The following is a 24,537-nucleotide window of genomic DNA, read 5'->3' on the forward strand; positions in this document are numbered from 1 at the left end:
CTACGTGCTGCTTCCTGCCGCGGTCGCGACCACCGGCAGCACCTCGGCACTGGCGCGGTCCGGCGTTTCTTCCTTCCAGCGCACCGAACCGAACGGCCGCTCCAGCATGCGGCGGATCCGCACCGGATCGGGACCGATGTGGAAATCGATCGCTTGCTGATGCAGCGCGCGTTCGGACTGGGTCGAACGGTTGCGCTGGCGCAGATAATCGAACCAGGTCGGGCAGTGATAACGCTCGGTCCACAATTCCGGATCGGCGATGTCGCGCGCGATCGACCAGCCATAGGCGCCGTTGCGCTGCCGCGACAGCTGCACGTCCTGCATCACGTTGTGGAAGCCGCGGGCGTTCTCCTGGGCGACGCGATATTCGATCTCCACCACCAGCGGACCGCTGCGCCCGGTCAGTGACAGCTTGACCTCGGGATCGGCCAGCACATCCGCGTCTTCGTTGCGGGCGCCGACGCGAGGCATCGTCAGCCAGACGCCGAGCAAGGGCGAGACCAGCATCAGGCCCGCCGCGGTCAGCAGCGCAACCTCGACGCCGGCATAGTCGGTGAGATGACCCCAGCCCCACGCGCCGATTGCGATACCGCCGGAGATCGAGGCCTGGAACGCGGCGAGCGAGCGTCCCGCGACCCAGCGCGGCGCCGAAAGCTGCACGCCGATGTTGAACAGCGCCACCGCGGCCATCCAGACCGCGCCGGCCAGCACCAGCGCGGCCGCGGTCAGCACCGGCTCGCTGCTCAAGGCAATCGCCGCCATCGCGAACGCCATCGAGATCGTGCAGGCGCGGATCGCCGCCTCGCCGCTCATGCGCTTGCGCAATTCGTGGATGTTGAGCGCGCCGACCACCGCGCCCATGCCGAAGGCGCCGAGCATGATGCCGTAGGTCTGCGCGCCGCCATGCAGGAGGTCGCGGGCCACCAGCGGCATCAGCGCCATGATGGCGCCGCCGATCAGGCCCATCACCAGCGTGCGCAGCAGCACGATCTTGATCGGCGGCGAGTTGGTGATGTAGCGGAAGCCCGACACCATGGCACGATTGAGCTTCTCCCGCGGCAGTCGCGAGGGTTCGACCACGCGCCGCCAGAGCAGCAGCACCACCAGGAGCGGCAGATAGAGGATCGCGTTGCAGGCAAAGGCCGCAACCGCGCCGAGCGAGGCGACGATGACGCCGCCCACCGCGGGACCGAAGCTGCGCGCGATGTTGTAGCTGATGCCGTTCAGCGCGACCGCCGACGGCAGGGCTTCGGGCGGCACCTGTTCGCTGACCGAGGATTGCCAGGCCGGTCCGAACAGCGCATTGCCGCTGCCGACGACGAAGCAGAAGGCCAGCAGCGCTTCCGGGGTGATGAGCTTGAGCCCGGCCAGGATGGTGAGGGCGGATGCGCCGGTCAGCGCGATCATGAGCGAGACCAGCGTCACGATGCGGCGGTCATACATGTCGGCGATGGCGCCCGCCGGCATCGAGATCAGCATGATCGGGAGCATCAGGGCGGTCTGCACCAGCGCCACCTTGTCGGCGGAAGCCGCCATCTGCGTCATCGCCCAGGCCGCACCCACGCCCTGGATCAGGAGGCCGAGATTGGAGAGCAGGCTCGCGAGCCAGATGCGCCGGAAAATCGTGTACCGCAGGGGTGCGGTGATGCCGTCGGCGGACTGTCTCTGGCGGTTCGTCTGCTCGGTCATATCCTCTTCCAAGTCGTCTGGCAGAAATGGCTTCGATGATTCCGGCGTCGTCAGTGATGCCTGCGAAAGTCCTTCGCTGTCCAGTGGTTAGGCCGCTATAAGCAGTGCAAAGACGGGTTTTGCCGGGGAGGAGAAGATGATGCTGTCACGACGGACGATCCTGCAGGGTGCAGGTGGCCTGGCTTTCGCGGTTGCGAACTTTCGCAGCGATGCGCTGGCGCAAACATCGTCCGCGGCCAAAGATCCCGGCAGCAACCCTGAGGTGCCGCCGATCCTGTTCGTTCACGGCAATGGCGACTACGATGCGCTGTGGATGACGACGCTGTGGCGGATGGAATGCAACGGCATCGCGCGCGACCGGATGATGGCGATCAATTTCACCAATCCCACCGCGCGCGCCGACGATACGGTCGAGCAGGCCAACCGCTCCTCCACCGAGGATCAGCGCCGCGAGCTGGCGGCCGCCATCGCCGAGCTGAAGCGCCGCACCGGCGCGGCGCGTGTGGCGCTGGTCGGTAATTCGCGCGGCGGCAATTCCATCCGCAACGTCATCAAGAACGGCGGCGGTGGCGATGTCAGCCACGCGGTCCTGTGCGGCACGCCCAATCACGGCGTGTTTGCGCTCGATGATCTCCTCGGCAACGAGTTCAACGGACGCGGCCCCTTCCTGAGTGGCCTGAACGGCGGCGACAGCGAGGTGACGCCCGGCACGGCTTTCCTCACCCTGCGCAGCGACGGCATGGACAAATATGCGCAACCCGATGGCCGCTTCATGGGCAAGCCGGGCGTGCCGACCAATGTCACCGCCGAGGGACCGGAGCTGAAGGGCGCGACCAATCTCGTGCTCGGCACGATCGACCATCGCGAGACGGCGTATCACCCGCGCGCCTTCCGCGAGATCTACAAGTTCATCGCCGGCCGTGAGCCTGCACGCATCGCGATCACGCCGGAGCACACCGTCCAGCTCAGCGGACTGGTCACGGGCGCGGTGGACGGCGTGCCGACCAATCGCCCGGTCGCCGGGGCGGTGGTGGAGGTCAACTATGTCGACCGCGAGAGCGGCGAGCGCAGGGGCGTGGTGCATCGCTCGACGACGGGCGCCAACGGCCGCTGGGGGGTGGCCTCGGTCGATTCCACGTCGCCGCTCGAGATCGTCCTGACGTCGCCGGACGCCCCGATCACGCACTTCTACCGTTCGCCGTTCCCGCGCTCTTCCGACGTCGTGCATTTGCGCGCCGCGCGCCCGTTCCTTCCCGCGGACAAGGATGCCGGAGCGGTCGTGATCATGTCGCGCCCGCGCGGCTATTTCGGCCTGCCGCGCGATACCGTCCTGTTCGACGGCAAGGAGCCCGCCGACGTCCATCCGGGCGTGCCCACGGATGCGACAGCGACCTTGCGCCTTCCGGCCAGCGATGGCCGGCGTAACATCGTGGCCCAGTTCAACGAAGAACGAATTGTGGCCCGCGCCTGGCCGGCCGCCGAGAACAGGATTGCGGTTGCCGAGATGACTTATTAGCTAATTGCCTGCGTCGTATCTGCGGGAGAGAGCCATGAACATCGCCAGCGTGCGTCGGCCCATCATCCCCCCGACACCGCCGCGCGCGCCGGACAATCTGTCGTTCTTCGGCCGGCTGGCGGTGATCCGGCAGAACATGATCGCGACCTGGGGGCAGCGCGCCTATGAGGAAGAGATCATCCAGGGCCGCTTCTTCCTGCACAAGAGCTTCATCCTGAACCAGCCGGATGCGATCCGGCACGTTCTGCTCAGCAACTACCAGAACTACACGCGAACGCCGGCCGGCATCCGCATGCTGCGTCCGGTGCTCGGCGAGGGTCTCCTGCTCGCCGAAGGCCACGCCTGGACATTTCAACGGCGCACGCTGTCGCCGGCGTTCACGCCGCGCGCCACCGCCAATCTCGTCCCGCACATGACGGCGGTGCTCGACGAGACCATCGCGAAGCTGGATGTTCGTACCAATGAGCCGATTGATCTGCGCGAGGTCATGCAGCGCATGACGCTGGAGATTGCCGGACGCACGATGTTTTCGTTCGGCATGGACCGGCACGGTCCGACCTTGCGCAACTTCGTCATGGAATATGCCGAGCGGCTCGGGCGGGCCTACTTCCTCGACATGGTGCTGCCGGTCTCCTGGCCGACGCCGATGGATCGGGCTCGCGCCCGTTTCCGCACGCGCTGGACCGAATTCGTCGCGATGCTGATCGCCGAGCGGCGCGCGGCAGGCAAGCAGGACGGCGCGCCGCCACGCGATCTGTTCGATCTCATGGACGAGGCGCGCGACCCTGAAACGGGCAAGGGCTTTTCCGATGCGCAACTCGTCGACGAGGTCGCGACCATGATCCTGGCGGGTCATGAGACGACCGCGACCGCGTTGTTCTGGGCGCTCTATCTGCTGGCGCTCGATCCGGATACGCAGGAGGAGGTCGCCTCCGAGACCCGCGGCGAGCATCTCGACAGCATGGCCGATATCGACCGGCAAAAATTCACCCGCGCCGTGGTCGACGAGACCATGCGGCTCTATCCGCCGGCGTTCCTTGTCGCCCGCGCCGCGCGCGACAAAGACGTTGTGGCCGGCGCCGGGGTCAGCAAGGGCGACATCATCATGATCGCGCCATGGCTGCTGCACCGGCACGAGAAGCTGTGGGATCAGCCCAACGCGTTCATTCCCAAACGGTTCATGACGAAAGAGGCGCCCGATCGCTTCGCCTATCTGCCGTTCGGCGCGGGTCCGCGCGTCTGCATCGGCGCGCCCTTCGCGCAAGCCGAGTCCGTGCTGGCGCTGGCCCGGCTGATCGGCGCGTTCCGCGTCGAACTGGCGGATGCGACACCGGTCATTCCGTGTGGCGTCGTGACGACCCAACCTGACCACTCACCCCTGTTCCGCATCACGCGCCGGTGACAGGTTCTGGCCCTCGGCGTGATCCACCCCAAATAGAGTTGCGTCATGAGCGACATCCAGGCCCAGCTATCCGTTCTGAAGCAGACCGCCGACGCAAAGGTGGTCGATGCGATTGCGCGCCTCATCAAGGATGGTGAGGATCACGAGCTCAACCGCGTCAATGTGCTCGACTTCGCCACGCAGCACGGCGTCGATGAAGAGCACGCGATCTCCACCTTCCTGCATTCGGCGCGGCTCGGGTTGTTCGATCTCGGCTGGAACGTGCTGTGCCCCGGCTGCGGCGGCGTGCTTGGCGCCCATACGACGCTGAAGGCGCTCAAGCCGGACGATTATCACTGCGCGCTCTGCGCCTGCGGCTACAAGGCCTCGGTCGACGATCAGGTCGAGGTTTCCTTCACCGTGAATCCGCGCGTCCGGCGGATCGCCGCGCACGATCCCGATACGCTTCCGGTGTGGGAGTATTTCAAGCAGGTGTTCTGGAGCTCCGGTGTCGACTTCAACAAGGAATCGTTTGCGACACTGGCCAACGAGGTGACGCTGGATACGATGGAGCTGCCGGCCGGGGAGAAGGCGACGATGTCGCTGCAACTCCCGAACGACTTCATCATCATCTTCGAGCCGGTGACCCACGCCGCCCAGTTCATCGACGTCCAGGGCGAGCCGACCAAGGACCGCCAGCAGCTCTCGATCATGTACAACAAGGTGCAGGCGCCGACGGGAACCACGACGATGCGGCCGGGGCCGCTGCGGCTGTCGTTGGAAAACCAGGCCGGCGTGCGCGTGCTACCGTCGGTGTTCATCGCGGCCGAGGCGCTCCATCATCTGATCGGCCAGCGCAAGCCGTTCCTCACCGCCAAGCGCATGCTGTCGAACCAGACGTTTCGCGATGTCTTCAAGGCCGACAATCTCAGTCTCGACCAGCGGCTCCAGATCACCTCGCTGACCTTCCTGTTCACCGACCTGAAGGGCTCGACCGCGCTCTACGAACGCGTCGGCGATCTCGCCGCCTTCGATCTCGTGCGTGCGCATTTCCACGCGCTGCTCGAGATCATCTCGTCCGAGAAGGGTGCGGTGGTGAAGACGATCGGCGATGCCGTGATGGCCACCTTCGTCCGTCCCGAGCATGCCATCGTCGCGGGCCTGCGGATGCGGGCGGCGATGGATGAGCTCAACAAGCAGCGCGGCACCGATGATCTCATCGTCAAGATCGGCATCCATGAGGGCCCCTGCCTCGCGGTGATGCTCAACGAGCGGCAGGATTATTTCGGCCAGACCGTCAACATCGCCGCGCGTGTGCAGAGCCTGTCGACCGCGCAGGAGATCCATATCACCGGCCCAGTGCTGGATGCGCCGGCGGTCGCCGAGGTTCTGCAGCAGCGCGCCATCAAGCCGATCCAGAAGCAGGCGGCGCTGCGCGGCATCGCCGACAAGATGGTGGTGTACGAGATACCGTAGTTGGTCGTCCCGGCGAAGGCCGGGACCCATACCGCGTGATTTCTGAAATGGGCAGGATGGTCGTTGCCAGAGCCTTCGCCACACAGTGGCCTGTGGTTATGGATCCCGGCCTTCGCCGGAATACCGTCATCCAGATTGCCGAAACGTAATCAGCGCGCGGCACTGACGCACGTTGCGCCGGTTGGGTTTCCGCTCATATAAGGCTGGTAGCGGCCTCGCCGCCTCATCGATTTCGGTAGGATCTTATGCTCGACGGCCTGCGCCAGTTCATCGCCGACATTGTTGCACCTCACGCCCAGGACCGCGCCTTCGGCGACAGCGATTATCGGCTGGCGGCCACCGCGCTGCTGGTCCACGTGGTTTCGCTCGACGGCCAGCCGACGCAGGCTGAGCAGAGCAAGCTGCACAATCTGATCGAAAGCCATTTCAAGCTCGATCGGGGCACGGCCGACCGGCTGATTGCGGATGCGACCCAGGTCGAGGGCGAGGCTGTCGATCTCTATCACTTTACCAGCGTGATCATGCGCTCGCTCGACGAAGAGGGCCGCAAGCGCATCGTCCAGATGATGTGGGAGCTGGTCTATGCCGACGGCCAGGTCACCGAGTTCGAGGACAACGTCGTCTGGCGTGCCTCCGACCTGCTCGGGATCTCCCAGCGCGACCGGATCGATCTGAAGCATGCCGTCGCGGAGCGCGCCGGCGGTCAGGTCAAGGACAACGCCGTCGGCGGCTGAACGATCGCCAGCGCGGCATGATTCCTGGTTGTATGGACCACATGACGAAACTTTAATGTGACCACCGGACCTCCCGGTTCCGGAATCCCCTGTAAATCCGCCGTTTTTGCCGCTCCCTGTTGCCCGCTCAGGCCGCCATGCCGCCGGCGCCGCTTGCCTGTCGCGTGTGGCCTATGCTCCAGTTCCGCCATTACGGGGCCAAAAAACTTCAATTCAAGAGACTGCGATCGTGACTGAGCGGGTAACGTTGATCACCGGTGCCTCGGCAGGCATCGGCACGGAGCTGGCGCGTGTGTTTGCCGCGAACGGACACCGGCTCGCGCTGACGGCGCGACGTGCCGACCGGCTTGAGGCGCTCGCAAACGAGCTCACCTCCAAGTGCGGCAAGAAGCCGATCGTGATCGCCTGCGATCTGCAGCAGGCCGATGCCGGCGAAAGGATCGCCGCCGCACTCGCTGCCGAAGAGGTCGAGCTCGACAATCTCGTCAACAATGCCGGATTCGGCGTGTTCGGTGACGCCATCGAGCGCGACCGCGACGAGCAGGTCGGCATTGTCGACGTCAACGTCCGCGCGCTGACCGACCTGTCGCTGCGCTTTGCCGACCAGCTCATCAGGAACAAGGGCGGCCTGCTCAATGTCGGCTCCGTCGCGGGCTTCCTGCCGGGACCCGGCATGGCGGTCTATTACGCGTCCAAGGCCTATGTGATTTCGCTCACCGAGGCCTTGCGGGCGGAGCTCGCGCCGCGCGGCGTTCGCGTCACCGTGCTGTGCCCGGGACCGGTGCAGACCGAATTCCAGGGGCGCGCCGGCGTTGGCGCCGGCCACGATACGGCGATTCTCAATGTCCCGGCCGCCGATGTCGCACAGCAGGCCTATCGTGGCCTGATGGCGAACAAACGGGCAGTGCTGCCCGGTCTCGGTATCAAGATCGTACCGTTCGCGCTGCGCTTCTTCCCGCGCGGCTTCATCCTGTCCGCCACCAGCCGGTTTCAGCGGCAGAGGCATTAGATTCTGATTTTGACGTGTTTTCTTCACGCGAACCGGTGCGCACTTCGCTCGAAAACGCTCTGCAAGCCCCGTAGTGGCCCGGAGCTTGCTTCAATATCGGTGCGCGTGTGCGCAAACTCACACGATGTTAACCGTCGCTTAGCTATGCTGGCGGCTTGAACCGATAGCACTCGCAGAGGCCATGTCGTTTCGGACGGACAGGTTTGGTGGCGCAGAAGTGGTGCCCTTCCCCGGAAGGACGCCGAGCGCGGCCGCCTCCGAACCCCTCCTGCCGGTTCTGATCGTCCTGCACCAGGAATCCTCGACACCCGGCCGCGTCGGCAATGCGCTGCGCGCGCTCGGCCATCGTCTCGATATTCGCCGGCCACGCTTCGGCGATCCCCTGCCCGACACGCTCGACCGGCATGCCGGCGCCGTGGTCTTCGGCGGCCCGATGAGCGCCAATGACCCCGACGACTACGTTCGCCGCGAGATCGACTGGATCGAAATTCCACTTCGCGAACAGCGGCCGTTCCTCGGCATCTGCCTCGGCGCGCAGATGCTCGCGATGCAGCTCGGCGCACGCGTCGCGCCGCATGCGCAGGCGCTGACCCAGATCGGCTACTATCCGATCCGCCCGACCGCGGCCGGCCGCGCGCTCTGCCCGGACTGGCCGGCGCAGGTGTATCACTGGCATCGCGAAGGATTTCAGTTGCCGCGCGGTGCCGAATTGCTGGCGGAAGGCGATGATTTTCCGATCCAGGCGTTCCGCACCGGCAATGCCTTCGGCGTGCAGTTTCATCCCGACGTGACCTACGCGATGATGCATTGCTGGACCACGCGCGGCTATGACGGTCTCAGCGCGCCCGGCGCGCGCGAGCGGCATCATCATTTTGCCGACCGTGCAGTCCATGACGCCGCGGAACGCGCCTGGCTCGATCATTTCATCGATGGCTGGCTGGTGCGCCGCCCGGTGCTGGCGCAAGCCGCCGAGTAGATCGCGCTATTGCGCAGGTCTTTGGCATAAGTCCTTGGCGCAAGTCCTTGCCTCATCCCTTGATATGCTAGGCTCGCTGCCAACGAGCGCGCGAGAACGCGTGCCGGCAAAAAGGAAGAGCGCGATGGCCTATGAGCATATTCTCTACGAGGTGAGCGACAGGATCGCGACCATCACGCTCAATCGCCCCGATCGCATGAATGCGTGGACGCCGGTGATGGAGCGCGACGTACGCCACGCGATGGAAACCGCGAGCGCCGATGACAATGTCCGCGTCATCGTGTTGACAGGTGCGGGCCGCGCCTTCTGCGCCGGCGCCGACATAGACGCGCTGAAAGGGCTCGATCCCAACGACGTCAGGCGCGCCTCGAACCTGCCGCCGTTCGACATGAACCGTCGGCCGGATTGGCAAACGCGCTATGGCTTCTATCCGTCGATCGGCAAGCCGGTCATCGCCATGCTCAACGGCGCCACCGCCGGCATCGGTCTTGTCCACGCACTCTATTGCGATCTGCGTTTTGCCGCCGACAACACCGTGTTCACGACGGCCTTCGCGCGGCGCGGCCTGATTGCCGAGCACGGCATCAGCTGGATGCTGCCGCGCATCGTCGGTCACGCCAATGCGATGGATCTGCTGCTCTCGGCGCGCCGTGTTCCGAGCGAAGAGGCACTGCGAATCGGGTTGGTCAACCGGCTCTGCTCGCCCGAAAAGCTGCGCGAGGAGACTTACGCCTATGCCCGCGACCTCGCCGACATGGTTTCGCCGAGCGCGATGGCCGTGATCAAGCGCCAACTCTACGAGGTACCGTTCCAGACCCTGGCCGAGGCAACCATCGAGGCCAACCGGGAGATGATGGTGGCGCTGAACGGGAGCGATTTTCGCGAGGGCGTCGCGAGCTTCATGGAGAAGCGGCCGCCGAGGTTTACGGGGAAGTAGGGGGAGAGGAGCTGTCGATAGAGCCCGCCTTCGCCCTGCGGGCTTCGGCGCGGCAGCCTTCGCTCACTTCGCTACGAAGCAGCCAAGCTGGCTTGCCGAGCCGTAGCTCGCGAAGCGAGCGAAGGCTGGTGGAGCCAGGCGGGATCGAACCGCCGACCTCGTCATTGCGAACGACGCGCTCTCCCAGCTGAGCTATGGCCCCTTTGCTGGCCGCTCTGGTAAACGCGGCCGACAACCGGGCGCCATTTAAGTCCCCGCCAAGGTCAAGTCAAGGACGGGTGTAACCCGGTTTTAGCCATCCGGGCACCGACTTCCCTTGTTTGGGCCGGGGGGAACCGATATCTAGCCAAGACAACCTAAACACCACCCCAAACGCCGACCAACGACACAGGCCCAGAGAGTGTTTCGCTGATGCGCCCGATAGTCTTCATTCTGATCCAGATCATCAATCTCTACATCTACCTGCTGATCGCATCGGCAATCCTGTCCTGGTTGATCGCGTTCAACGTCGTCAACACGCGCAACCAGTTCGTCGGTGCCGTGTGGGAGTTTCTCTATCGGATTACCGAGCCGGTCTTGGGTCCGATTCGGCGCAGGCTGCCCGCGATGGGCGGGCTCGATCTGTCTCCGATCGTCGCCTTCTTCGTGCTCTGGCTGATCCAGCTCTATCTCGCCGAGTACGTCTATCCGAACGTGCCGTAGCCCGGCGGAACCGTGGCGGAGCCTCGATGGTCCCTTGATGGTTCCTTGGCGTACCTCCACCACGGGCGTCAGCATCGCATTGCGCGTGACGCCGCGTGGCGGGCGTGACGGCATCGACGGGATCGAGCAGCTCTCCGACGGCCGCAGCGTGTTAAAGGTGCGGGTGCGGGCCATCGCCGATGGCGGCGAGGCCAATCGCGCGGTTCTGGCGCTGCTGGCGAAGTCGCTCGGCGTGCCCAAGGCCAGCGTCAGTCTCTTGTCGGGGGCGACGTCGCGGTTGAAGCAAATCGCGGTCGCGGGTGATCCGGCACGGCTTACCGAGGCGTTGCGCGAGCTCGCTTCCGTCAAATCGACAGACCAAGGGAACTGACATGACGGCCAAGATCATCGATGGAAAGGTCATCGCGGCAGACCTTCGCGCCCGCGTCGCGGACGAGGTCGCCCGCGTCAAGCGCGAGCACGATCTGGTGCCGGGCCTCGCGGTGGTTCTGGTCGGCAACGACCCCGCCAGTGAAGTCTATGTCCGCTCCAAGCATACGCAGACGCAAGCCGCCGGCATGGCCTCGTTCGAGCACAGGCTGCCGGCCGACGTTTCGCAGGCCGATCTGCTGGCGGTGGTCGCAAAGCTCAACCGCGATCCCGCCGTGCACGGCATCCTCGTGCAACTGCCGCTGCCCAAGGGCCTGAACACCGAGGCCGTGATCAATGCCATCGATCCCGCCAAGGATGTCGATGGCCTGCATCCGAACAATGCCGGGCGGTTGGCCGGAGGCTTCGAGGCGCTGTCGCCCTGCACGCCGCTCGGCTGCATCATCCTGACCAAGAGCGTGCACCCGTCTCTCGAAGGCATGAATGCCGTCGTGATCGGCCGCTCCAATCTGGTCGGTCGCCCGCTGGTGCAATTGCTGCTGAATGAGAACGCGACGGTGACGATCGCGCATTCGCGCTCACGCGACCTGCCCGGGATCGTCAAGCAGGCCGACCTCGTCTACGCGGCTGTCGGCAGGCCCGAGATGGTGCGCGGCGACTGGCTCAAGCCGGGTGCGACCGTGATCGATATCGGCATCAACCGGATTCCCAAGGATGACGGCAAGACCCGCCTCGTCGGCGATGTCGCCTATCAGGAAGCGCTGGGCGTGGCCGGTGCGGTGACGCCGGTGCCGGGCGGCGTCGGCCAGATGACGGTCGCCTGCCTGCTCGTCAATACGCTGCGCGCGGCTTGCGCGATCGCGGGCCTGCCGAAGCCGGCGGTGTAGCCACCTCGCCCCGCAAGCGGGGCGAGGGAGCAAGGCTTACGCCTTCTTTTTCTTCTCGCGCTCGATGCCTTCGAGGATCAGCTTCTGGGCTTCCTCGGGGCCGCCCCAGCGCGTGATCTTCACCCACTTGCCCTTCTCGAGATCCTTGTAGTGCTCGAAGAAGTGCTGGATCTGCTGCAGCGTGATGTCGGGCAGGTCGGAATACGACTTCACCTTGTCGTAGCGCTGCGTCAGCTTCGACGACGGCACCGCCAGAATCTTCTCGTCGCCGCCGGCCTCGTCTTCCATGAACAGCACGCCGACCGGGCGCACGCTCATGACGGCGCCGGGAATGATGGCGCGGGTGTTGATGATCAGCACGTCGCAGGGATCGCCGTCATCCGACAGCGTGTGCGGGATGAAGCCGTAATTGCCGGGGTAGCGCATCGGCGTGTAGAGGAAGCGGTCGACGACGAGCGTGCCGGCTTCCTTGTCCATCTCGTATTTGATCGGCTCGCCGCCCACGGGGACTTCGATGATGACATTGACGTCCTCGGGGACGTTTTTTCCGATCGAGACCGCATCGATACGCATTAGAAAGGCTCCGTTATTTGCCGAAGTTAAATCTCGCCCGGCAGCGATTTTCGGCGCTGTCATACGCGGGCTTGGCCCGCTGATCCATCGTGTTTTTGTGAAATAATGAATCCAGCGATCACCGGCGCAGCAGGCGGACGGTATCGACGGATGGGTAGCGCTGCCGATTAAGCTTTCAGCAGCTCAATTGGTCCAAGCGAAGGCAACCTTGTCGAGCGACTTCGGCCCGAATCGCTCCGAGGAGCGCGCCACCATGCGGCCACCCAGCGCCCGGTAGAACTCGGTCGCGGGGTCGTTGTCCGAGAGCGCCCACACCACCATGCTCTTCAGATTGCTCTGCATGAGGTCGCGGCGCGCGGCGGTGAACAGGCGGCGGCCGAAGCCGAGGCCCTGGAATTCCGGACGCAGGTAGAGCTCGTAGATCTCGCCGTCGAAATGCAGGCTGCGGGCGCGGTTGCGACCGTAGTTGGCGTAGCCTGCGATCTTGTCGCCGAACACCAGCACGCTGACGCGGCTGCCCTTGCGGATCGCGCTGTCCCACCATTGCGGACCGCGGCGGTTGATCAACTTCTCCAGCTCGGCGCCGGGAATGATGCCCTGATAGGCCGAACGCCAGGCTTCGTCATGGGTGGACGCCACCGCAGTTGCATCTGCAGCTTTGGCCGGCCGGACCTCGATCAGGGTTGTGCTCATGGGCGTGATCAAACCAAGTCGCCGCGCCGGCGGCAAGACCTATCGTTAATTATCGGTTAACGTGTGGACTTTCTGCATCAGTATTTTAACCATGTTGTACCGAAAAAAGACAAGACGCCATTTCGTGCGGCAATGGACTGCCATGCGCCGGTGCAAAACTCCGCGGTCTCAACGAATGAACGCCGATGGCAACGCAGAAAGTCCGCCCAGAGTGATTCGTTCCGATTAGTCTCGCCTGCGTTATCCGTGTTCGCCCTCGGCCATTCATGCGGCTCTTCAACACAACTGCGCTCCTGTCTCTGCTGGTCCTGCTGACGGCGTCGCCTGTGTGCGCGCAGATCACGTTCGGGGCATCGGGCGCGGAGAGCGAGCCGTTTCGCCGCCAGGAATGGCGGGTGCCGTCGCCGGATGCCGAGATTGCCGCGCGCGCGCTGCTGTTTCGTCCCGCAGGCAGCGGGCCGTTCCGGCTTGCGGTGATCGCGCATGCGTCGACGCAGAACGTGCTGCGTCGCGCGCAAATGCCGCAGCCGGAATATCGCGCGCTCGCAGCGTTTCTCGTCGCGCGCGGCTTTGCCGTGCTGGTGCCGGAGCGGCTGGGCCATGGCGCGACCGGTGGCCGCTATGTCGAGGACCAGGGCGGCTGCGACGAAGCGGACTACGCCCGCGCCGGCCGCGCCACCGCGGAGGAAATTTCGCTCGCGCTGGACTATCTGCAGAAGCAGGATTTTATCCGCAAGGATGCAGCCGTCGTGATCGGACATTCCGCAGGCGGCTGGGGCGCGCTGGCGCTTGCCGATGCCGATCCGAAGACCATCTCCGCCATCATTGCGTTTGCGCCCGGACGCGGCGGTCACGCCAATGACGAGCCGAACAAGGTTTGCGCGCCCCATACGCTGCTCGCGGCTGCGGCCGAATTCGGCAAGGCGGCGCGCATTCCCGTCACATCGCTGGTCGCAGCCAATGACAGTTATTTTGCACCGGCCTTTTCGAAAGAGATCGCGAATGTGTTTCGCGGCGGCGGCGGCAAGGACGATGTCCGCATCCTGCCGGCCGTGGGCAGTGAGGGCCATTGGATGATCGAGCTGGATGCCGGCGTCCAGGCCGCAAGCAGCGAGCTCGCGCGCGCGCTGAACCTGCCAAAGCCTGTGGCGTCCAAGAAGCCATGACGCTGTATTTCCTGGTCAAATATCTGCACGTGCTCGGCGCCATCGTCATCCTCGGCACCGGAACCGGCATCGCCTTCTTCATGCTGATGGCCCATCGCTCCAACGACGCGGCGTTCATCGCACGCACGGCGTCCGTGGTGGTGATTGCGGACGCGATCTTCACGCTGTCGGCCGTGGTCCTGCAGCCGGTCACGGGCGGCCTGCTGATGATGCTCTCGGCGACGCCGATCACCGAGCGCTGGCTGCTGGCCTCGCTCGCGCTGTACATCTTTGCAGGCTTGTTCTGGATCCCCGTCGTCTTCATGCAGATCGAGATGCGCGATCTCGCGCGCAAGGCCGCCGAGCAGCGCATGGCGCTGCCGCAGCGCTATTTCAGCCTGTTCCGCCGCTGGTTCGCGTTCGGCTTCCCCGGCTTCGGCGCCACGATGGCGATCCTCTGGCTGATGATCGCAAAACCGTTTTGAAGGACGCGATGAACCAGCGAACCATTTTGGTGCTCGGCGCCTCCGGCCTGATCGGCCGCTTCGTCACCGACGATCTGCGCGCGCGAGGGTTTCGCGTGGTCGGTCTGGCGCGCAGCCTGTCGTCCGCGCAGGCAATGAGTGCGCTCGATATCGCGCTGCCGATCCTCAACATCGACGCCTCCGCGCTGACACGCCTGCTGAGTGAGTACGCAGTGGATGTGGTCGTGAACTGCCTCGGCGTGCTCCAGGATGGCCCCGGCAGCGATACCAGTGCCGTGCATCGCGATTTCGTCGCGCGCCTGCTTCAGGCCATCGCCGGCAGCGGTCGTGCGATCCGGCTGGTGCACATCTCGATTCCCGGAACGGCCGAAGCGGATCGCACCGCCTTCGCGACGACCAAGCGCGAGGCCGAGCGGCTGATTGCGACGTCCCACATTCCCCACGCCATCCTGCGGCCCGGCTTCGTGGTTGCGCCGTCTGCCTATGGCGGCAGCGCCATGCTGCGCGCCCTCGCCGCCTTTCCGCTCGATCTGCCGGATAGCGAGATGGCAACACGATTCCAGTCGGTCGCGGTCGAGGATATTTCGGCCACCATCGCCTGGCTCGCCGTGCGCGAGATCGACGATGCATCCGTGAAAGCGGTGAGCTGGGACCTGATGCAATCCGAGCCGATCACGATGGCCGGCGTCGTCAAGCAGTTCCGGCATGCGTTCGGCACGGCCGGCTGGCCGCATGTCGCGATGCCGTCCTTCATGCTCGATCTCGGCGCGAGGCTTGGCGATCTCGCCAATTACCTCGGCTGGATGCCGCCGATGCGCTCCACCGCCATCGCCGAGCTGCGCCGCGGCGTGAGCGGTGATCCCTCGGCGTGGATCGCCGCGACCGGCATCGTGCCGAAGACGCTGGCCGAGACGATCGGGCGTCATCCCGCCACCATCCAGGATAAGTGGTTCGCGCGGCTGTTCCTGGTCAAGGCGCTAATTGTAGCGAGCCTGGTCGTGTTCTGGATCGCCTCCGGCTTCATTGCGCTGTTCGTGTCGTATCGCGCCGCCGCCGGGATTCTCACCGCGCACGGCTTCCCGCCGGCGCTGGTCGCTCCCGTCACCATCGGCACCAGCCTGATGGACATGAGCATCGGCGTGCTGATCGCTTTCCGCCGCACGGCTGCGGTCGGGCTCGTTGTAGGCATCGTCGCCTCGCTCGGCTACATGTTCGGCGCAGCGATCCTGACGCCCGACCTCTGGATCGAGCCGCTCGGCGCGCTGGTGAAAACAGGGCCTGCTATCGTGCTCATGCTGGTCGCACTTCTGATGCTGGATAATCGCTGATGCCGAAATGGCCTGACGACGACGTGATCCTGTTCGACGGCGTCTGCATCTTCTGCTCGCGCTGGGTCCGCTTTGTCGCGCAGCGCGATAAAGCGAAGCGGTTTCGATTCACGCCGATCCAGTCGGATTATGGCGCGAAGCTCGCGCGGACGTTCAGCATCGATCCGGATGATCCTGATACCAATGCGGTCGTCCATGGTGGCGAGGCGTTCATGCAGTCCGATGCCGCGCTGACGGTGCTGTCGCTGCTTCCCGGCTGGGGCTGGGTGCGCGTGCTGTTCGCCGTGCCGAAGACGCTACGGAATGCGGCCTACAGCCTCATCGCGCACAACCGTTATCGCATCTTTGGCAAGTACGAGGTGTGTTTCGTGCCGGATGCAGATTTACGGGCAAGGGTGATCGAGTGACTCGATAGCGGCGCCACAAACTCGATGTCGTCCCGGCGAAGGCCGGGACCCATAACCACAGGCCCGAGTTTGGCGAAGGCTAGAAGTTAAGGCATCAATCCGCGGTACTGCGATCGAGGTTCATCCAGAGATCACGCGGTATGGGTCCCGGCCTTCGCCGGGACGACGCTGGGGATGGGCTAGCGCTTCGCAGCTAAAACTTCCTTCGCCGCCCGCTCCCCGCTATCCCGCGCGCCATGCGCCGTCGTGAAGAAATTCGGCGAGGTCGCCTCCCCGGCGAAGAACAACCGCCCATCCACCGGTGCGGCCAGCACCGCGCGGTCCCCCGCATGCCCCGGCAGCGCGTGCGAATAGGAGCCGCGCGCGAACGGATCATGCCCCCAGCGCGACTCGTACAGCGGCTTCAGCTTGCGGCGGATGTCGTTGCCGAGGAAGCCCGCGATCTCGTCGATGCTGTGCGCGGCGATGGCGCCATCGCCGGCGGCTTCCAGCTGGCGGGCAAAGCTGCCGCCGAAAAAGCCTTCGATGCAGGGCTGGCCGAACGGGCGGATGTGGTAGGTGCCCATCTCGGTGCGCATGGTGGCGCCGCGCAGATTGCCTTCTTTCGGGAAGGCTTCGGCATCGTCGAGTGCCAGTGTCACCTTGTCGTCGACGCCGAGCGGCAGGCCGCGCGCTGCATCGACTTTGACCGGCAGGGGCGGCGAGAAGCGGATCGCCTCATCGGCGATGAGGTTGGTCGGCACGGTGACGATCACCTTGGCTGCGGTCAGCGTGCCCTGTGATGTCTCGATGCGGATGCGCTTGCTCGAATGATCGATCAGCGTGACGTTGCAGTTCAGCGCGACGGGACATGGTGCGCCATAGGCTGCGACCAGCGCACCATAGCCGCGGCGGACGCGCCAGTTGAGCTCGCTGTCCTCGTAGGCGTCCCAGTCGAGCGTCGACATGTCCTTGAGTTCGCAGCCGTTGATATAGGTCGAGATCGCGTCGATCATCGGATTCCAGCGATTGCCGGGCTCGAGGCTCAGGCTCGCGGGCTGGTCCATGCCCTTCTGCGCGGCCTGCCAGAGCCGCTCGTAGAACGCGTCCATCGCGCGCATGAAATCGTCGCGGTCGCTTTGCGGAAACGCATTGCCATAGGCGCGCTCGCGCCAGGGCGGCAGGTCCTTGTTGAGCTCGAAGCCGAGCGCGCGTGCGATGGGAGCGAAGGAGTTCTTGTCGGCTGAGTGCAGCCAGCCGCAGCCGACGTCGAAAGTGACCTCAGGCGAGGCCTGCACGGTCCAGGCGCGGCCGCCGAGCCGGTCGCGCGCCTCCAGCACGATCACGGAGCGGCCGGAGCCTGCCAGCGCGTGTGCTGCGCCGAGGCCGGCGGCACCGGCGCCGATGATCGCGACGTCGACGGAGGAGGGGAAGGACATGGGTGGGCTCTAGCACGTTCGCTGGATGTGCTGAAGCCGGCCAGATATGCCGTTCTCGTGTCCCGGACGCGACGCAGCGCGCAGCGGTGCGGCGCAGAGCCGGGACCCAGGACGATGTCGAGGCGATGTGTGGGTGGTGAAGTAACTGGGCCCCGGCTCAGCAGCGCACCACTGGCGTGCTGCGCTGCGTCCGGGGCACGAGAGAGCGAAAGCCTTACGCCACCGCTTCCTTGGCCTTTTCGGCGCGCTTGCGCTCGTTCGGATCGAGATGCTTCTTGCGCAGGCGGATCGACTTCGGGGTGACCTCGACGAGCTCGTCGTCCTCGATATAGGCCAGCGCCTTTTCGAGGGTCATGCGGATCGGCGGGGTCAGGCGCACGGCTTCGTCCTTCGACGTCGTGCGGATGTTGGTGAGCTGCTTGCCCTTGAGCACGTTGATCTCGAGATCGTTGTCGCGGGTGTGCTCGCCGACGATCATGCCCTTGTAGACCTTCCAGCCGGGCTCGATCATCATCGGGCCGCGGTCTTCCAGCTTGAACATGGCGTAGGCCACCGCCTCGCCCTGGTCGTTGGAGATCAGCACGCCGTTGCGGCGGCCCTGGATCTCGCCCTTGTAGGGGGCGTAGCCGTGGAACAGGCGGTTCATGATCGCGGTGCCGCGGGTGTCGGTGAGCAGTTCGCCCTGGTAGCCGATCAGGCCACGGGTCGGCGCGTAGAACACCAGGCGCTGACGGTTGCCGCCCGAGGGCTTCATCTCGATCAGCTCGGACTTGCGCTCGCTCATCTTCTGCACGACGACGCCGGAATGCTCCTCGTCGACGTCGATCACGACCTCCTCGATCGGCTCCAAGGCGCCGCCGGTGGCTTCGTCCTTCTGGAACACGACACGCGGGCGCGACACCGAGAGCTCAAAGCCCTCGCGGCGCATGGTCTCGATCAGGATCGCGAGCTGCAATTCGCCGCGGCCCGAGACTTCCATCGCGTCCTTGTCGGCGGCCTCGACCACGCGCAACGCGACGTTACCCTCGGCTTCGCGCAGCAGACGATCGCGGATCATGCGGCTCGTCACCTTGTCGCCTTCGGTGCCGGCGAGCGGGGAGTTGTTGACGATGAATGACATCGACACGGTCGGCGGATCGATCGGCTGCGCCGGCAGCGGCACCTCGACGGTCGGATCGCAGAAGGTGTCGGCGACGGTGCCCTTGGTCAGGCCGGCAATCGCGACGATGTCGCCGGCTTCGGCTTCATCGAGCGGCGTGCGCTCGAGACCGCGGAATGCCAGGATCTTGGTGATACGCCCGGACTCGACCAGCTTGCCTTCGGCGTTCAGCACCTTGACCGCCTGGTTCGGCTTGAGCTGACCGGAGGAGATGCGGCCGGTGATGATGCGGCCGAGATAGGGGTTGGCCTCGAGAATGGTGCCGATCATCCTGAACGGACCTTCCTCGACCTTCGGCGGCGCGACGTGGCGCAGGATCAGGTCGAACAGCGGCTCCATGCCCTTGTCCTGAGGACCCTCCGGGCTCTCGGCCATCCAGCCCTGCTTGGCCGACCCGTAGAGGATCGGGAAGTCGAGCTGCTCCTCGCTGGCGTCGAGCGCCGCGAACAGGTCGAACACTTCGTTGATGACTTCGGTCGGGCGCGCGTCCGGACGGTCGACCTTGTTGATGACGACGATCGGCTTGAGGCCGACCTTGAGCGCCTTGGAGACCACGAACTTGGTCTGCGGCAGCGGGCCTTCGGCGGCGTCGACCAGCACCAGCGCGCCGTCGACCATGTTCAGGATGCGCTCGACCTCACCGCCGAAATCGGCGTGGCCTGGGGTGTCGACGATGTTGACGCGGGTGTCCTTCCACTGCACCGAGGCCGCCTTGGCCAGAATGGTGATACCGCGCTCGCGCTCCAGATCGTTGGAGTCCATGGCGCGATCCGTGACCTTCTGGTTCTCGCGGAACGTACCGGACTGCTGGAGGAGCTTGTCGACGAGGGTCGTCTTGCCGTGGTCGACGTGGGCGATGATGGCGACGTTACGAAGATTCATGAGTGAGCTTCTTTGCGGTCGGACAATGGGTTAAGCGCGATCTCGCCGGTCAAGCCGGGACCTCTTCTCGGACAACGCTGAAACGTGAAAAACGGGGCCTGCTACGCCCTAAAAGGAAACCCGGCCATATCGACCGGGTAGCCTATGCGTTTGCGGCGCAATATAGGGAAAAAACGCCAAAAAACAATGCGTTCTTTCGGGGTTGGTTGATTGAATTTTGTCCGGGAATCCCCGGAGCTTGGGCGATAGTGGGCCAAATCGGCCCTTTATTCGCGGGACGGCCGCCCCGGCTAGCCCTGGGGGGAGCTGCTGTTCGTCTCCTCGGTCGGATAGACCCCGCGCAGCACCTCCTCGAAGTGCATCTTCACGGCGTCGTTGCAGAGGCAGGCACGCAGGCGCAGGCCGTCATGGTTGCGGACCAGGATCGCGCCGCGCCTTGTGTCGAGCACGCCTTCGGCCTTGAACGATTGCAGCACGCGGCTCGCATAGCTGCGCCCGACCCCGAGCAAGGTGGCGAGTTGCTCATGCGTCAGCGGCACGCTGCTCTCGTCGCCGGTCCGCTCCATCGCCGCGATGATCCATTTGGCCGTGCGCTGCTCGATCGAGTGGATGGCGTTGCAGGCGGTCGACTGGAAAATCTGCGCCAGCATGCAGTCGGCGTAGCGTGCGAAGATATTGCGCAGCGACGGCGAGCGCGCCTTGGCCGCCTCCAGCTTGCCGACGTGAATGCGTGCAAACGGGCCGCCGAATTTCACGCAGATGCGGGTATAGGCCGGCAGAAATCCCTCGCTGACGATGCCGCCCACCGCGCCTTCGCGGCCAACCAGAATGGTCTCGACATCGCGGCCGTCTTCGTTCGGGACGAGGAACGTCGCAAGCGACGGCCCGCAGGGAAAGTGCACGACCTGGACATCGTCGCCGGGACTGTAGAGCAAATGGTTCGCGCCGACGTTGTCAACGCCAACATGCGGCGCGAGCAGCGCATAATCCGCCGGATTGAGGCGGCGTAGCAGATTGTTGGCAGGGCGGCTGTCGATCTCGTTTGTCTTGCTGATCCGCACGTCCATCGCAAATCCCCTGCTCTCCTTCCCAACTCTAGTCAGTTCCGTCCGTCCGTTGTGTGCACATGTGGACAGACGTCAAAACTGTTCTGTGGTGAGTTTCGTTCCGGGAACCCTCCGATGCGCTGGGCGCAGGCGTCGGTATGAGGCTGTCCAGATCGGTAGAAAAATGCAGCCCTCGATAGCAGCCAGGATCATGATACCTGTTTCCCCCGACGGCGCGGCCGCCATCCCTGCCGACGTCTTGATCGTCGAGGATGATCCGATCATCGCGATCGATTTCGAGGATCGACTGCTCGGCTTTGGCGTGACCAACGTGCGCACCGTGGGTTCGGTGGCGCAGGCGCTGAATGCGATCACGACGCGCGCGCCCGACTTCGCACTGCTCGACGTCGAATTGATCCGCGAGAAGAGCTTTGCGATCGCCGAGCGGCTCGCAGCCCTCGAGATTCCCTTCGTCTTCGTCACCGGCTACGGCGCGGAGACCAGCATCCCGGCGCAATTTGCCGCGCGTCCGCGGCTGCAAAAGCCGTGCTCCAGCGATGCGCTGGAGGCGGCGTTGCAGGCGCGCGGCGCGTGACGGCGCGGTAGTCTCAGGCGAACTTCGGATCGAGCGTAGTCGACCACAGCGCGACGTCGGCGCGGTCGCGCAGCGTCACCGTCATCTGGCCGGAGGCGCCGTCGATCTTGACGTGACCGAAGAACTGCATGCCGGCGGACGGCGGCAGGTTCTGCTTGTCGAGGCCCGGCGCCTTGATGAAACGCACCTCGGGTCCGAACGTGTTGTCGAGCTCGTTCGGACCGAACGTGCCGGCGTGCAGCGGGCCCGAGACGAATTCCCAGAACGGCTCGAAATCCTGGAATTGCGCCTTGTTCGGATCGTAGTAGTGCGCGGCGGCGTAGTGCACGTCCGCCGTCAGCCATACCGTGTTCCTGATCGGCGCCATCTTGATGAAGCGCAGGATGTCGGCGATCTCCAACTCGCGACCGCGTGCCGGGCCGTCGCCTTGCGCGAACGCTTCCGAACCCTTCTTGTTGGTGGCATCGTCATAGACGATCAGGCTGAGCGGCATGTCGGAGGCGATCACCTTCCACGTCGCGCGCGAGTTGAGCAGCTCGCGCTTCAGCCAGGCCATCTGCTCCGGCCCGAGGAAATAGCTGGCCGGGCCGTACTCCGTCTCGAGATTGGCGCCGTTGCCGCCGCGATAGCTGCGCTCGTCGAGCACGAACACGTCGAGATGCGGCCCGTAGGAAATCTTGCGATAGACCCGGCCCGGTTCGACGATGCTCTCGCGCATCGGATACATCTCGTGGAACGCGCGCCCCGCGCGCGCGGCGAGCAGCGAGATGTCGCGCACCTTGTAGGTCGAGGGCAGATCCTTCGACAGCGACCAGTTGTTGGTCACCTCGTGATCGTCCCACTGCACGAAGATCGGCACCTCGGCATTGAAGGCGCGGACATTGTCGTCGGTGAAATTGTATTTGTGCGCGGCGCGGTACTCGTCCAGCGTCTCGGCGACCTTGGCCTTCTCGGGGATGGTGACGTTCTTCCAGACCTTGCCGTCGGCAAGCTTGACCTCGGAGGGGATCACGCCGTCGGCGTAGATGGTGTCACCGGAATGCAGCAGGAAATCCGGCCGGTGCTTGCGCATGGCTGCGAACGTGACCATGCCGCCGTCATCGGGATTGATGCCCCAGCCCTGGCCGGCGACGTCGCCGCCCCAGACGAAGCTGACGTCGCGGCGGTCGGCCGGCGCGGTCCGGAAGCGGCCGACCACCGGCTCGCCTTCGATGGCGGTGTGGGAGAGATCGCGGAAGCGGACGCGATAGAAGATGTCCTGGCTGGCAGGAAGATTGTCCACCAGCATCTTCGCGGTGAAGTCGGTCTCCGGCAGCGCCGCGATCGGCGGCAGTGCGCGGGCATCCTTGAAGGTATCCGTCGTCGCCACCTCGACCAGCATCTGCGCGGGCCGGTCGGTGCGCGCCCAGACCACGCCGCCGTCGACGGTGACGTCGCCGGATTGCACGCCGTGGGTGACCGCAGGCCGGTCGGCCGCGCGCGACAGATGCGGCATCGCGATCGCGCCGAGCGCACCGGCGCTGGTGGTGAGGAAACGACGGCGGGAGAATTTGATCTTCATGGCGATGCTCTCGATATCGCGCGGCGGGCCCGCCGAGACGGCGGTGGCCAGGATGAAGTCCGACGCTATATTGAGACAATGTGACGCGGCAATTACGCGCGCAAGCGCTTATGCGTTGCCGGCGGCGCGGAATTGCGCGCCGGTGCGCTGCAGGTTCTGCGGCAGGCTGAACAGCACCGCCTTGCGGTCGGCGACCGCGGCGTGGAATTGGTCGAGCACGATGTTGAAGGCGGTCAGTGCGCCTTCCTCGATGGCGCCGTGGTCGTAACAGCGCAGCGTGTCGCGCAGGATCTCGTCGGCCTCGGCCTGCATCTGGTCGAGCTCGTCGGCCGTCTCGCTCTTGCGCGCGGCGGCGAGCATGTCGAGCAGGCGTTCGCGCAGATGGCTGTTGTTGTCGCGCTCGTCCTTTTTCAGATAGCCCGCGAACCAGGCGCCGATCGAGCCCGTGGCCGAAAGCGCCATCAGGCTCCACCAGATGTAGTCGCTGTACTTGTCGAGGAAGGTCTTCTCCTCGCCGTCGACGAAGGCGGCCGCGCCCGGGTGCACGGGGATCACCGCATCCTTGTCGGTATCGGGCGTCTCGATCTTCGCGGCTTGCGGGAAATCGGTCAGCAATTGTTGGCGTACGGCGAAGAGCTGTCGGGTGAAGGCCGCAACCGTGGTCTCGGACAGGCCTTTGCGCGCCACGATGTGGTGCGAGAAGCTGATGGTCTTGACCTCGTCGTCGGGACGATCGGGCGAGCCGCCATACGTGCCGGCCGGGATTTCTGACGCCTCATAGACCGGATGGTTCTGCGCGATCGCATCCGCCGAATCGATCGCCAGGAAGGTCGGCGTGCCGCCGTCCTTGGCGGAGGCGGCGATCGCGTCCGCCGTGATCTTGCTGTTGACGGGGCCGGCTGCGAGATAGACGTCGGCCTTCTGGGCCTTGATCGCTTCGGCGACTTCGCTCGCCGGGAATTGCACGATCTCGACCTTGGCGGGATCGACGCCGTATTGCTGCAGGATCACTTTGAGCAGATTGACGTTGGCCGGGGTGCGGCCGACGACGCCGACGCGGTGGCCGGCGAGCTGCGCGATCTTGGTGATCTTCGCGCCCTTCTTCTTGCCCTTGCCGGGCACGGACCACAGCACCACGACGTTCTTGCGCAGCGTCGCGACGGCTTGCGCGTTCTTGGGGACATCGAGATCGCCGCGCACGATGGCGAGATCGGCCTTGCCCTCGGCGAGCAGATCCGCGCTGGCGGTGGCGCCGTCGGTCTGGATCGGGCGCAACCGCACGAAGCCTTTGCTCTGCGCGAAGGCCTGCGTCAGCGTCTGGACCACCTTGACGTCGTCGCTATTGGCGGGACCGACCGCAATCTTCAGCGTCACCGGTCGCATCGCGAAATAATAGCCGCCGACCAGTGCGCCGACGATGGCGAACACCAGCGCCAGCGACACGAGCGCCGTCTTCCGCGCCGCGGATCGCGGCGAAGGCGGAGAGGGCGTTTCGGCCAGGTCGGATGCCCCGGTCATCGATCTCCCAAACAGGCGCTTCAGGCTCAGTTTCATCTTGGCCGGCGATTT

General features: G+C 65.1%; 23 protein-coding genes and 1 tRNA gene. 15 read left to right on the top strand and 9 right to left on the bottom strand.

The genetic code is table 11. From position 1 onward, the window contains the following. A complete protein-coding gene (locus tag NLM31_RS01475) occupies positions 1–1,689 on the bottom strand; it encodes an MFS transporter (protein ID WP_254191250.1) in 1,689 nt (562 codons plus the stop codon). Positions 1,690–1,825: 136 nt separating this feature from the next. Here NLM31_RS01475 and NLM31_RS01480 point away from each other — a divergent pair, with 136 nt between their 5' ends. The 7 genes from NLM31_RS01480 to NLM31_RS01510 all read left to right on the top strand — a co-directional run bounded on the left by NLM31_RS01480 (position 1,826) and on the right by NLM31_RS01510 (position 9,718). Further along, entirely contained in the window at positions 1,826–3,205 is a 1,380-nt protein-coding gene (locus NLM31_RS01480; RefSeq protein ID WP_254191251.1) for a hydrolase, read from the top strand. 34 nt (positions 3,206–3,239) lie between these two features. Beyond that, entirely contained in the window at positions 3,240–4,607 is a 1,368-nt protein-coding gene (locus NLM31_RS01485) for a cytochrome P450 (RefSeq protein WP_254127504.1), read from the top strand. Positions 4,608–4,652: 45 nt separating this feature from the next. Then, positions 4,653–6,062 (top strand): adenylate/guanylate cyclase domain-containing protein, encoded by a 1,410-nt coding sequence (locus NLM31_RS01490; RefSeq protein WP_254127506.1) that lies wholly within the window; start codon positions 4,653–4,655, stop codon positions 6,060–6,062. A 245-nt stretch (positions 6,063–6,307) separates the two neighbouring features. Further along, positions 6,308–6,796: a TerB family tellurite resistance protein gene (locus NLM31_RS01495; RefSeq protein ID WP_254127508.1), complete on the top strand. Its 489-nt coding sequence runs from the start codon at positions 6,308–6,310 to the stop codon at positions 6,794–6,796. A gap of 229 nt (positions 6,797–7,025) precedes the next feature. Further along, complete coding sequence (locus tag NLM31_RS01500) at positions 7,026–7,805, top strand: SDR family oxidoreductase (protein ID WP_254127510.1); 780 nt, start codon at positions 7,026–7,028, stop codon at positions 7,803–7,805. A 181-nt stretch (positions 7,806–7,986) separates the two neighbouring features. Continuing rightward, positions 7,987–8,781 (top strand): glutamine amidotransferase, encoded by a 795-nt coding sequence (locus NLM31_RS01505; protein ID WP_254191252.1) that lies wholly within the window; start codon positions 7,987–7,989, stop codon positions 8,779–8,781. A gap of 124 nt (positions 8,782–8,905) precedes the next feature. After that, entirely contained in the window at positions 8,906–9,718 is an 813-nt protein-coding gene (locus NLM31_RS01510) for an enoyl-CoA hydratase (protein ID WP_254191253.1), read from the top strand. A gap of 126 nt (positions 9,719–9,844) precedes the next feature. Here the strand turns inward: NLM31_RS01510 and NLM31_RS01515 are convergent. After that, positions 9,845–9,920: transfer RNA gene (locus NLM31_RS01515), tRNA-Ala, on the bottom strand. 209 nt (positions 9,921–10,129) lie between these two features. Here NLM31_RS01515 and NLM31_RS01520 point away from each other — a divergent pair. From NLM31_RS01520 to folD, 3 genes are read left to right on the top strand one after another with little or no spacing between them, the layout of a single operon-like run. Beyond that, on the top strand, positions 10,130–10,420 hold the full coding sequence (locus NLM31_RS01520; protein ID WP_148752825.1) for a YggT family protein: 291 nt from the start codon (positions 10,130–10,132) through the stop codon (positions 10,418–10,420). A 37-nt stretch (positions 10,421–10,457) separates the two neighbouring features. Next, positions 10,458–10,790 (top strand): DUF167 domain-containing protein, encoded by a 333-nt coding sequence (locus NLM31_RS01525; RefSeq protein ID WP_254191254.1) that lies wholly within the window; start codon positions 10,458–10,460, stop codon positions 10,788–10,790. Between the two features lies 1 nt (position 10,791). Next, a complete protein-coding gene (folD, locus tag NLM31_RS01530) occupies positions 10,792–11,676 on the top strand; it encodes a bifunctional methylenetetrahydrofolate dehydrogenase/methenyltetrahydrofolate cyclohydrolase FolD (RefSeq protein ID WP_254127518.1) in 885 nt (294 codons plus the stop codon). Positions 11,677–11,712: 36 nt separating this feature from the next. Here the strand turns inward: folD and ppa are convergent, their stop codons facing one another. After that, positions 11,713–12,249 (bottom strand): inorganic diphosphatase, encoded by a 537-nt coding sequence (gene ppa, locus NLM31_RS01535; RefSeq protein ID WP_254127520.1) that lies wholly within the window; start codon positions 12,247–12,249, stop codon positions 11,713–11,715. A gap of 183 nt (positions 12,250–12,432) precedes the next feature. Continuing rightward, positions 12,433–12,942: a GNAT family N-acetyltransferase gene (locus NLM31_RS01540; protein WP_027533231.1), complete on the bottom strand. Its 510-nt coding sequence runs from the start codon at positions 12,940–12,942 to the stop codon at positions 12,433–12,435. A 266-nt stretch (positions 12,943–13,208) separates the two neighbouring features. Here NLM31_RS01540 and NLM31_RS01545 point away from each other — a divergent pair, with 266 nt between their 5' ends. The 4 genes from NLM31_RS01545 to NLM31_RS01560 are packed head-to-tail and all read left to right on the top strand — an operon-like array spanning position 13,209 to position 16,307. Then, the gene (locus NLM31_RS01545; protein WP_254191255.1) at positions 13,209–14,108 is read left to right on the top strand and encodes a dienelactone hydrolase family protein; all 900 of its coding nucleotides are present in this window, start codon (positions 13,209–13,211) and stop codon (positions 14,106–14,108) included. Then, complete coding sequence (locus tag NLM31_RS01550) at positions 14,105–14,572, top strand: DUF2269 domain-containing protein (protein ID WP_254191256.1); 468 nt, start codon at positions 14,105–14,107, stop codon at positions 14,570–14,572. The genes NLM31_RS01545 and NLM31_RS01550 overlap by 4 nt, the downstream gene beginning before the upstream one ends. 8 nt (positions 14,573–14,580) lie before the next feature. Then, the gene (locus NLM31_RS01555; RefSeq protein ID WP_254191257.1) at positions 14,581–15,900 is read left to right on the top strand and encodes an SDR family oxidoreductase; all 1,320 of its coding nucleotides are present in this window, start codon (positions 14,581–14,583) and stop codon (positions 15,898–15,900) included. Further along, positions 15,900–16,307 carry a thiol-disulfide oxidoreductase DCC family protein gene (locus NLM31_RS01560; protein WP_254191258.1) on the top strand — a complete coding sequence of 136 codons (408 nt, stop codon included), beginning with the start codon at positions 15,900–15,902 and terminating at the stop codon, positions 16,305–16,307. The genes NLM31_RS01555 and NLM31_RS01560 overlap by 1 nt, the downstream gene beginning before the upstream one ends. A 179-nt stretch (positions 16,308–16,486) precedes the next feature. Here NLM31_RS01560 and NLM31_RS01565 read toward each other — a convergent pair whose 3' ends face one another. The 3 genes from NLM31_RS01565 to NLM31_RS01575 form a co-directional block, all read right to left on the bottom strand. Beyond that, positions 16,487–17,725 carry an NAD(P)/FAD-dependent oxidoreductase gene (locus NLM31_RS01565; RefSeq protein ID WP_254191259.1) on the bottom strand — a complete coding sequence of 413 codons (1,239 nt, stop codon included), beginning with the start codon at positions 17,723–17,725 and terminating at the stop codon, positions 16,487–16,489. Positions 17,726–17,939: 214 nt separating this feature from the next. After that, positions 17,940–19,766, bottom strand: coding sequence for a translational GTPase TypA (gene typA / locus NLM31_RS01570; protein ID WP_254191260.1), 1,827 nt, complete (start codon positions 19,764–19,766; stop codon positions 17,940–17,942). A gap of 290 nt (positions 19,767–20,056) precedes the next feature. After that, positions 20,057–20,833 (bottom strand): Crp/Fnr family transcriptional regulator, encoded by a 777-nt coding sequence (locus NLM31_RS01575; protein WP_254191261.1) that lies wholly within the window; start codon positions 20,831–20,833, stop codon positions 20,057–20,059. Positions 20,834–21,023: 190 nt separating this feature from the next. On the opposite strand from NLM31_RS01575, the gene NLM31_RS01580 reads away from it, so the two are divergent. Then, complete coding sequence (locus NLM31_RS01580; RefSeq protein WP_254191262.1) at positions 21,024–21,407, top strand: response regulator; 384 nt, start codon at positions 21,024–21,026, stop codon at positions 21,405–21,407. 13 nt (positions 21,408–21,420) lie between these two features. On the opposite strand, the gene NLM31_RS01585 is transcribed toward NLM31_RS01580, so the two are convergent. Both NLM31_RS01585 and NLM31_RS01590 read right to left on the bottom strand, forming a co-directional pair. Further along, positions 21,421–22,968, bottom strand: a complete 1,548-nt coding sequence (locus NLM31_RS01585) for an alkaline phosphatase (protein WP_254191263.1) — start codon at positions 22,966–22,968, stop codon at positions 21,421–21,423. A 108-nt stretch (positions 22,969–23,076) separates the two neighbouring features. Next, on the bottom strand, positions 23,077–24,522 hold the full coding sequence (locus tag NLM31_RS01590) for a TAXI family TRAP transporter solute-binding subunit (RefSeq protein WP_254191264.1): 1,446 nt from the start codon (positions 24,520–24,522) through the stop codon (positions 23,077–23,079). Positions 24,523–24,537: the final 15 nt, after the last annotated feature.

This window comes from Bradyrhizobium sp. CCGUVB4N (assembly GCF_024199945.1).
In the GTDB taxonomy this organism is placed as follows: Bacteria; Pseudomonadota; Alphaproteobacteria; order Rhizobiales; family Xanthobacteraceae; genus Bradyrhizobium.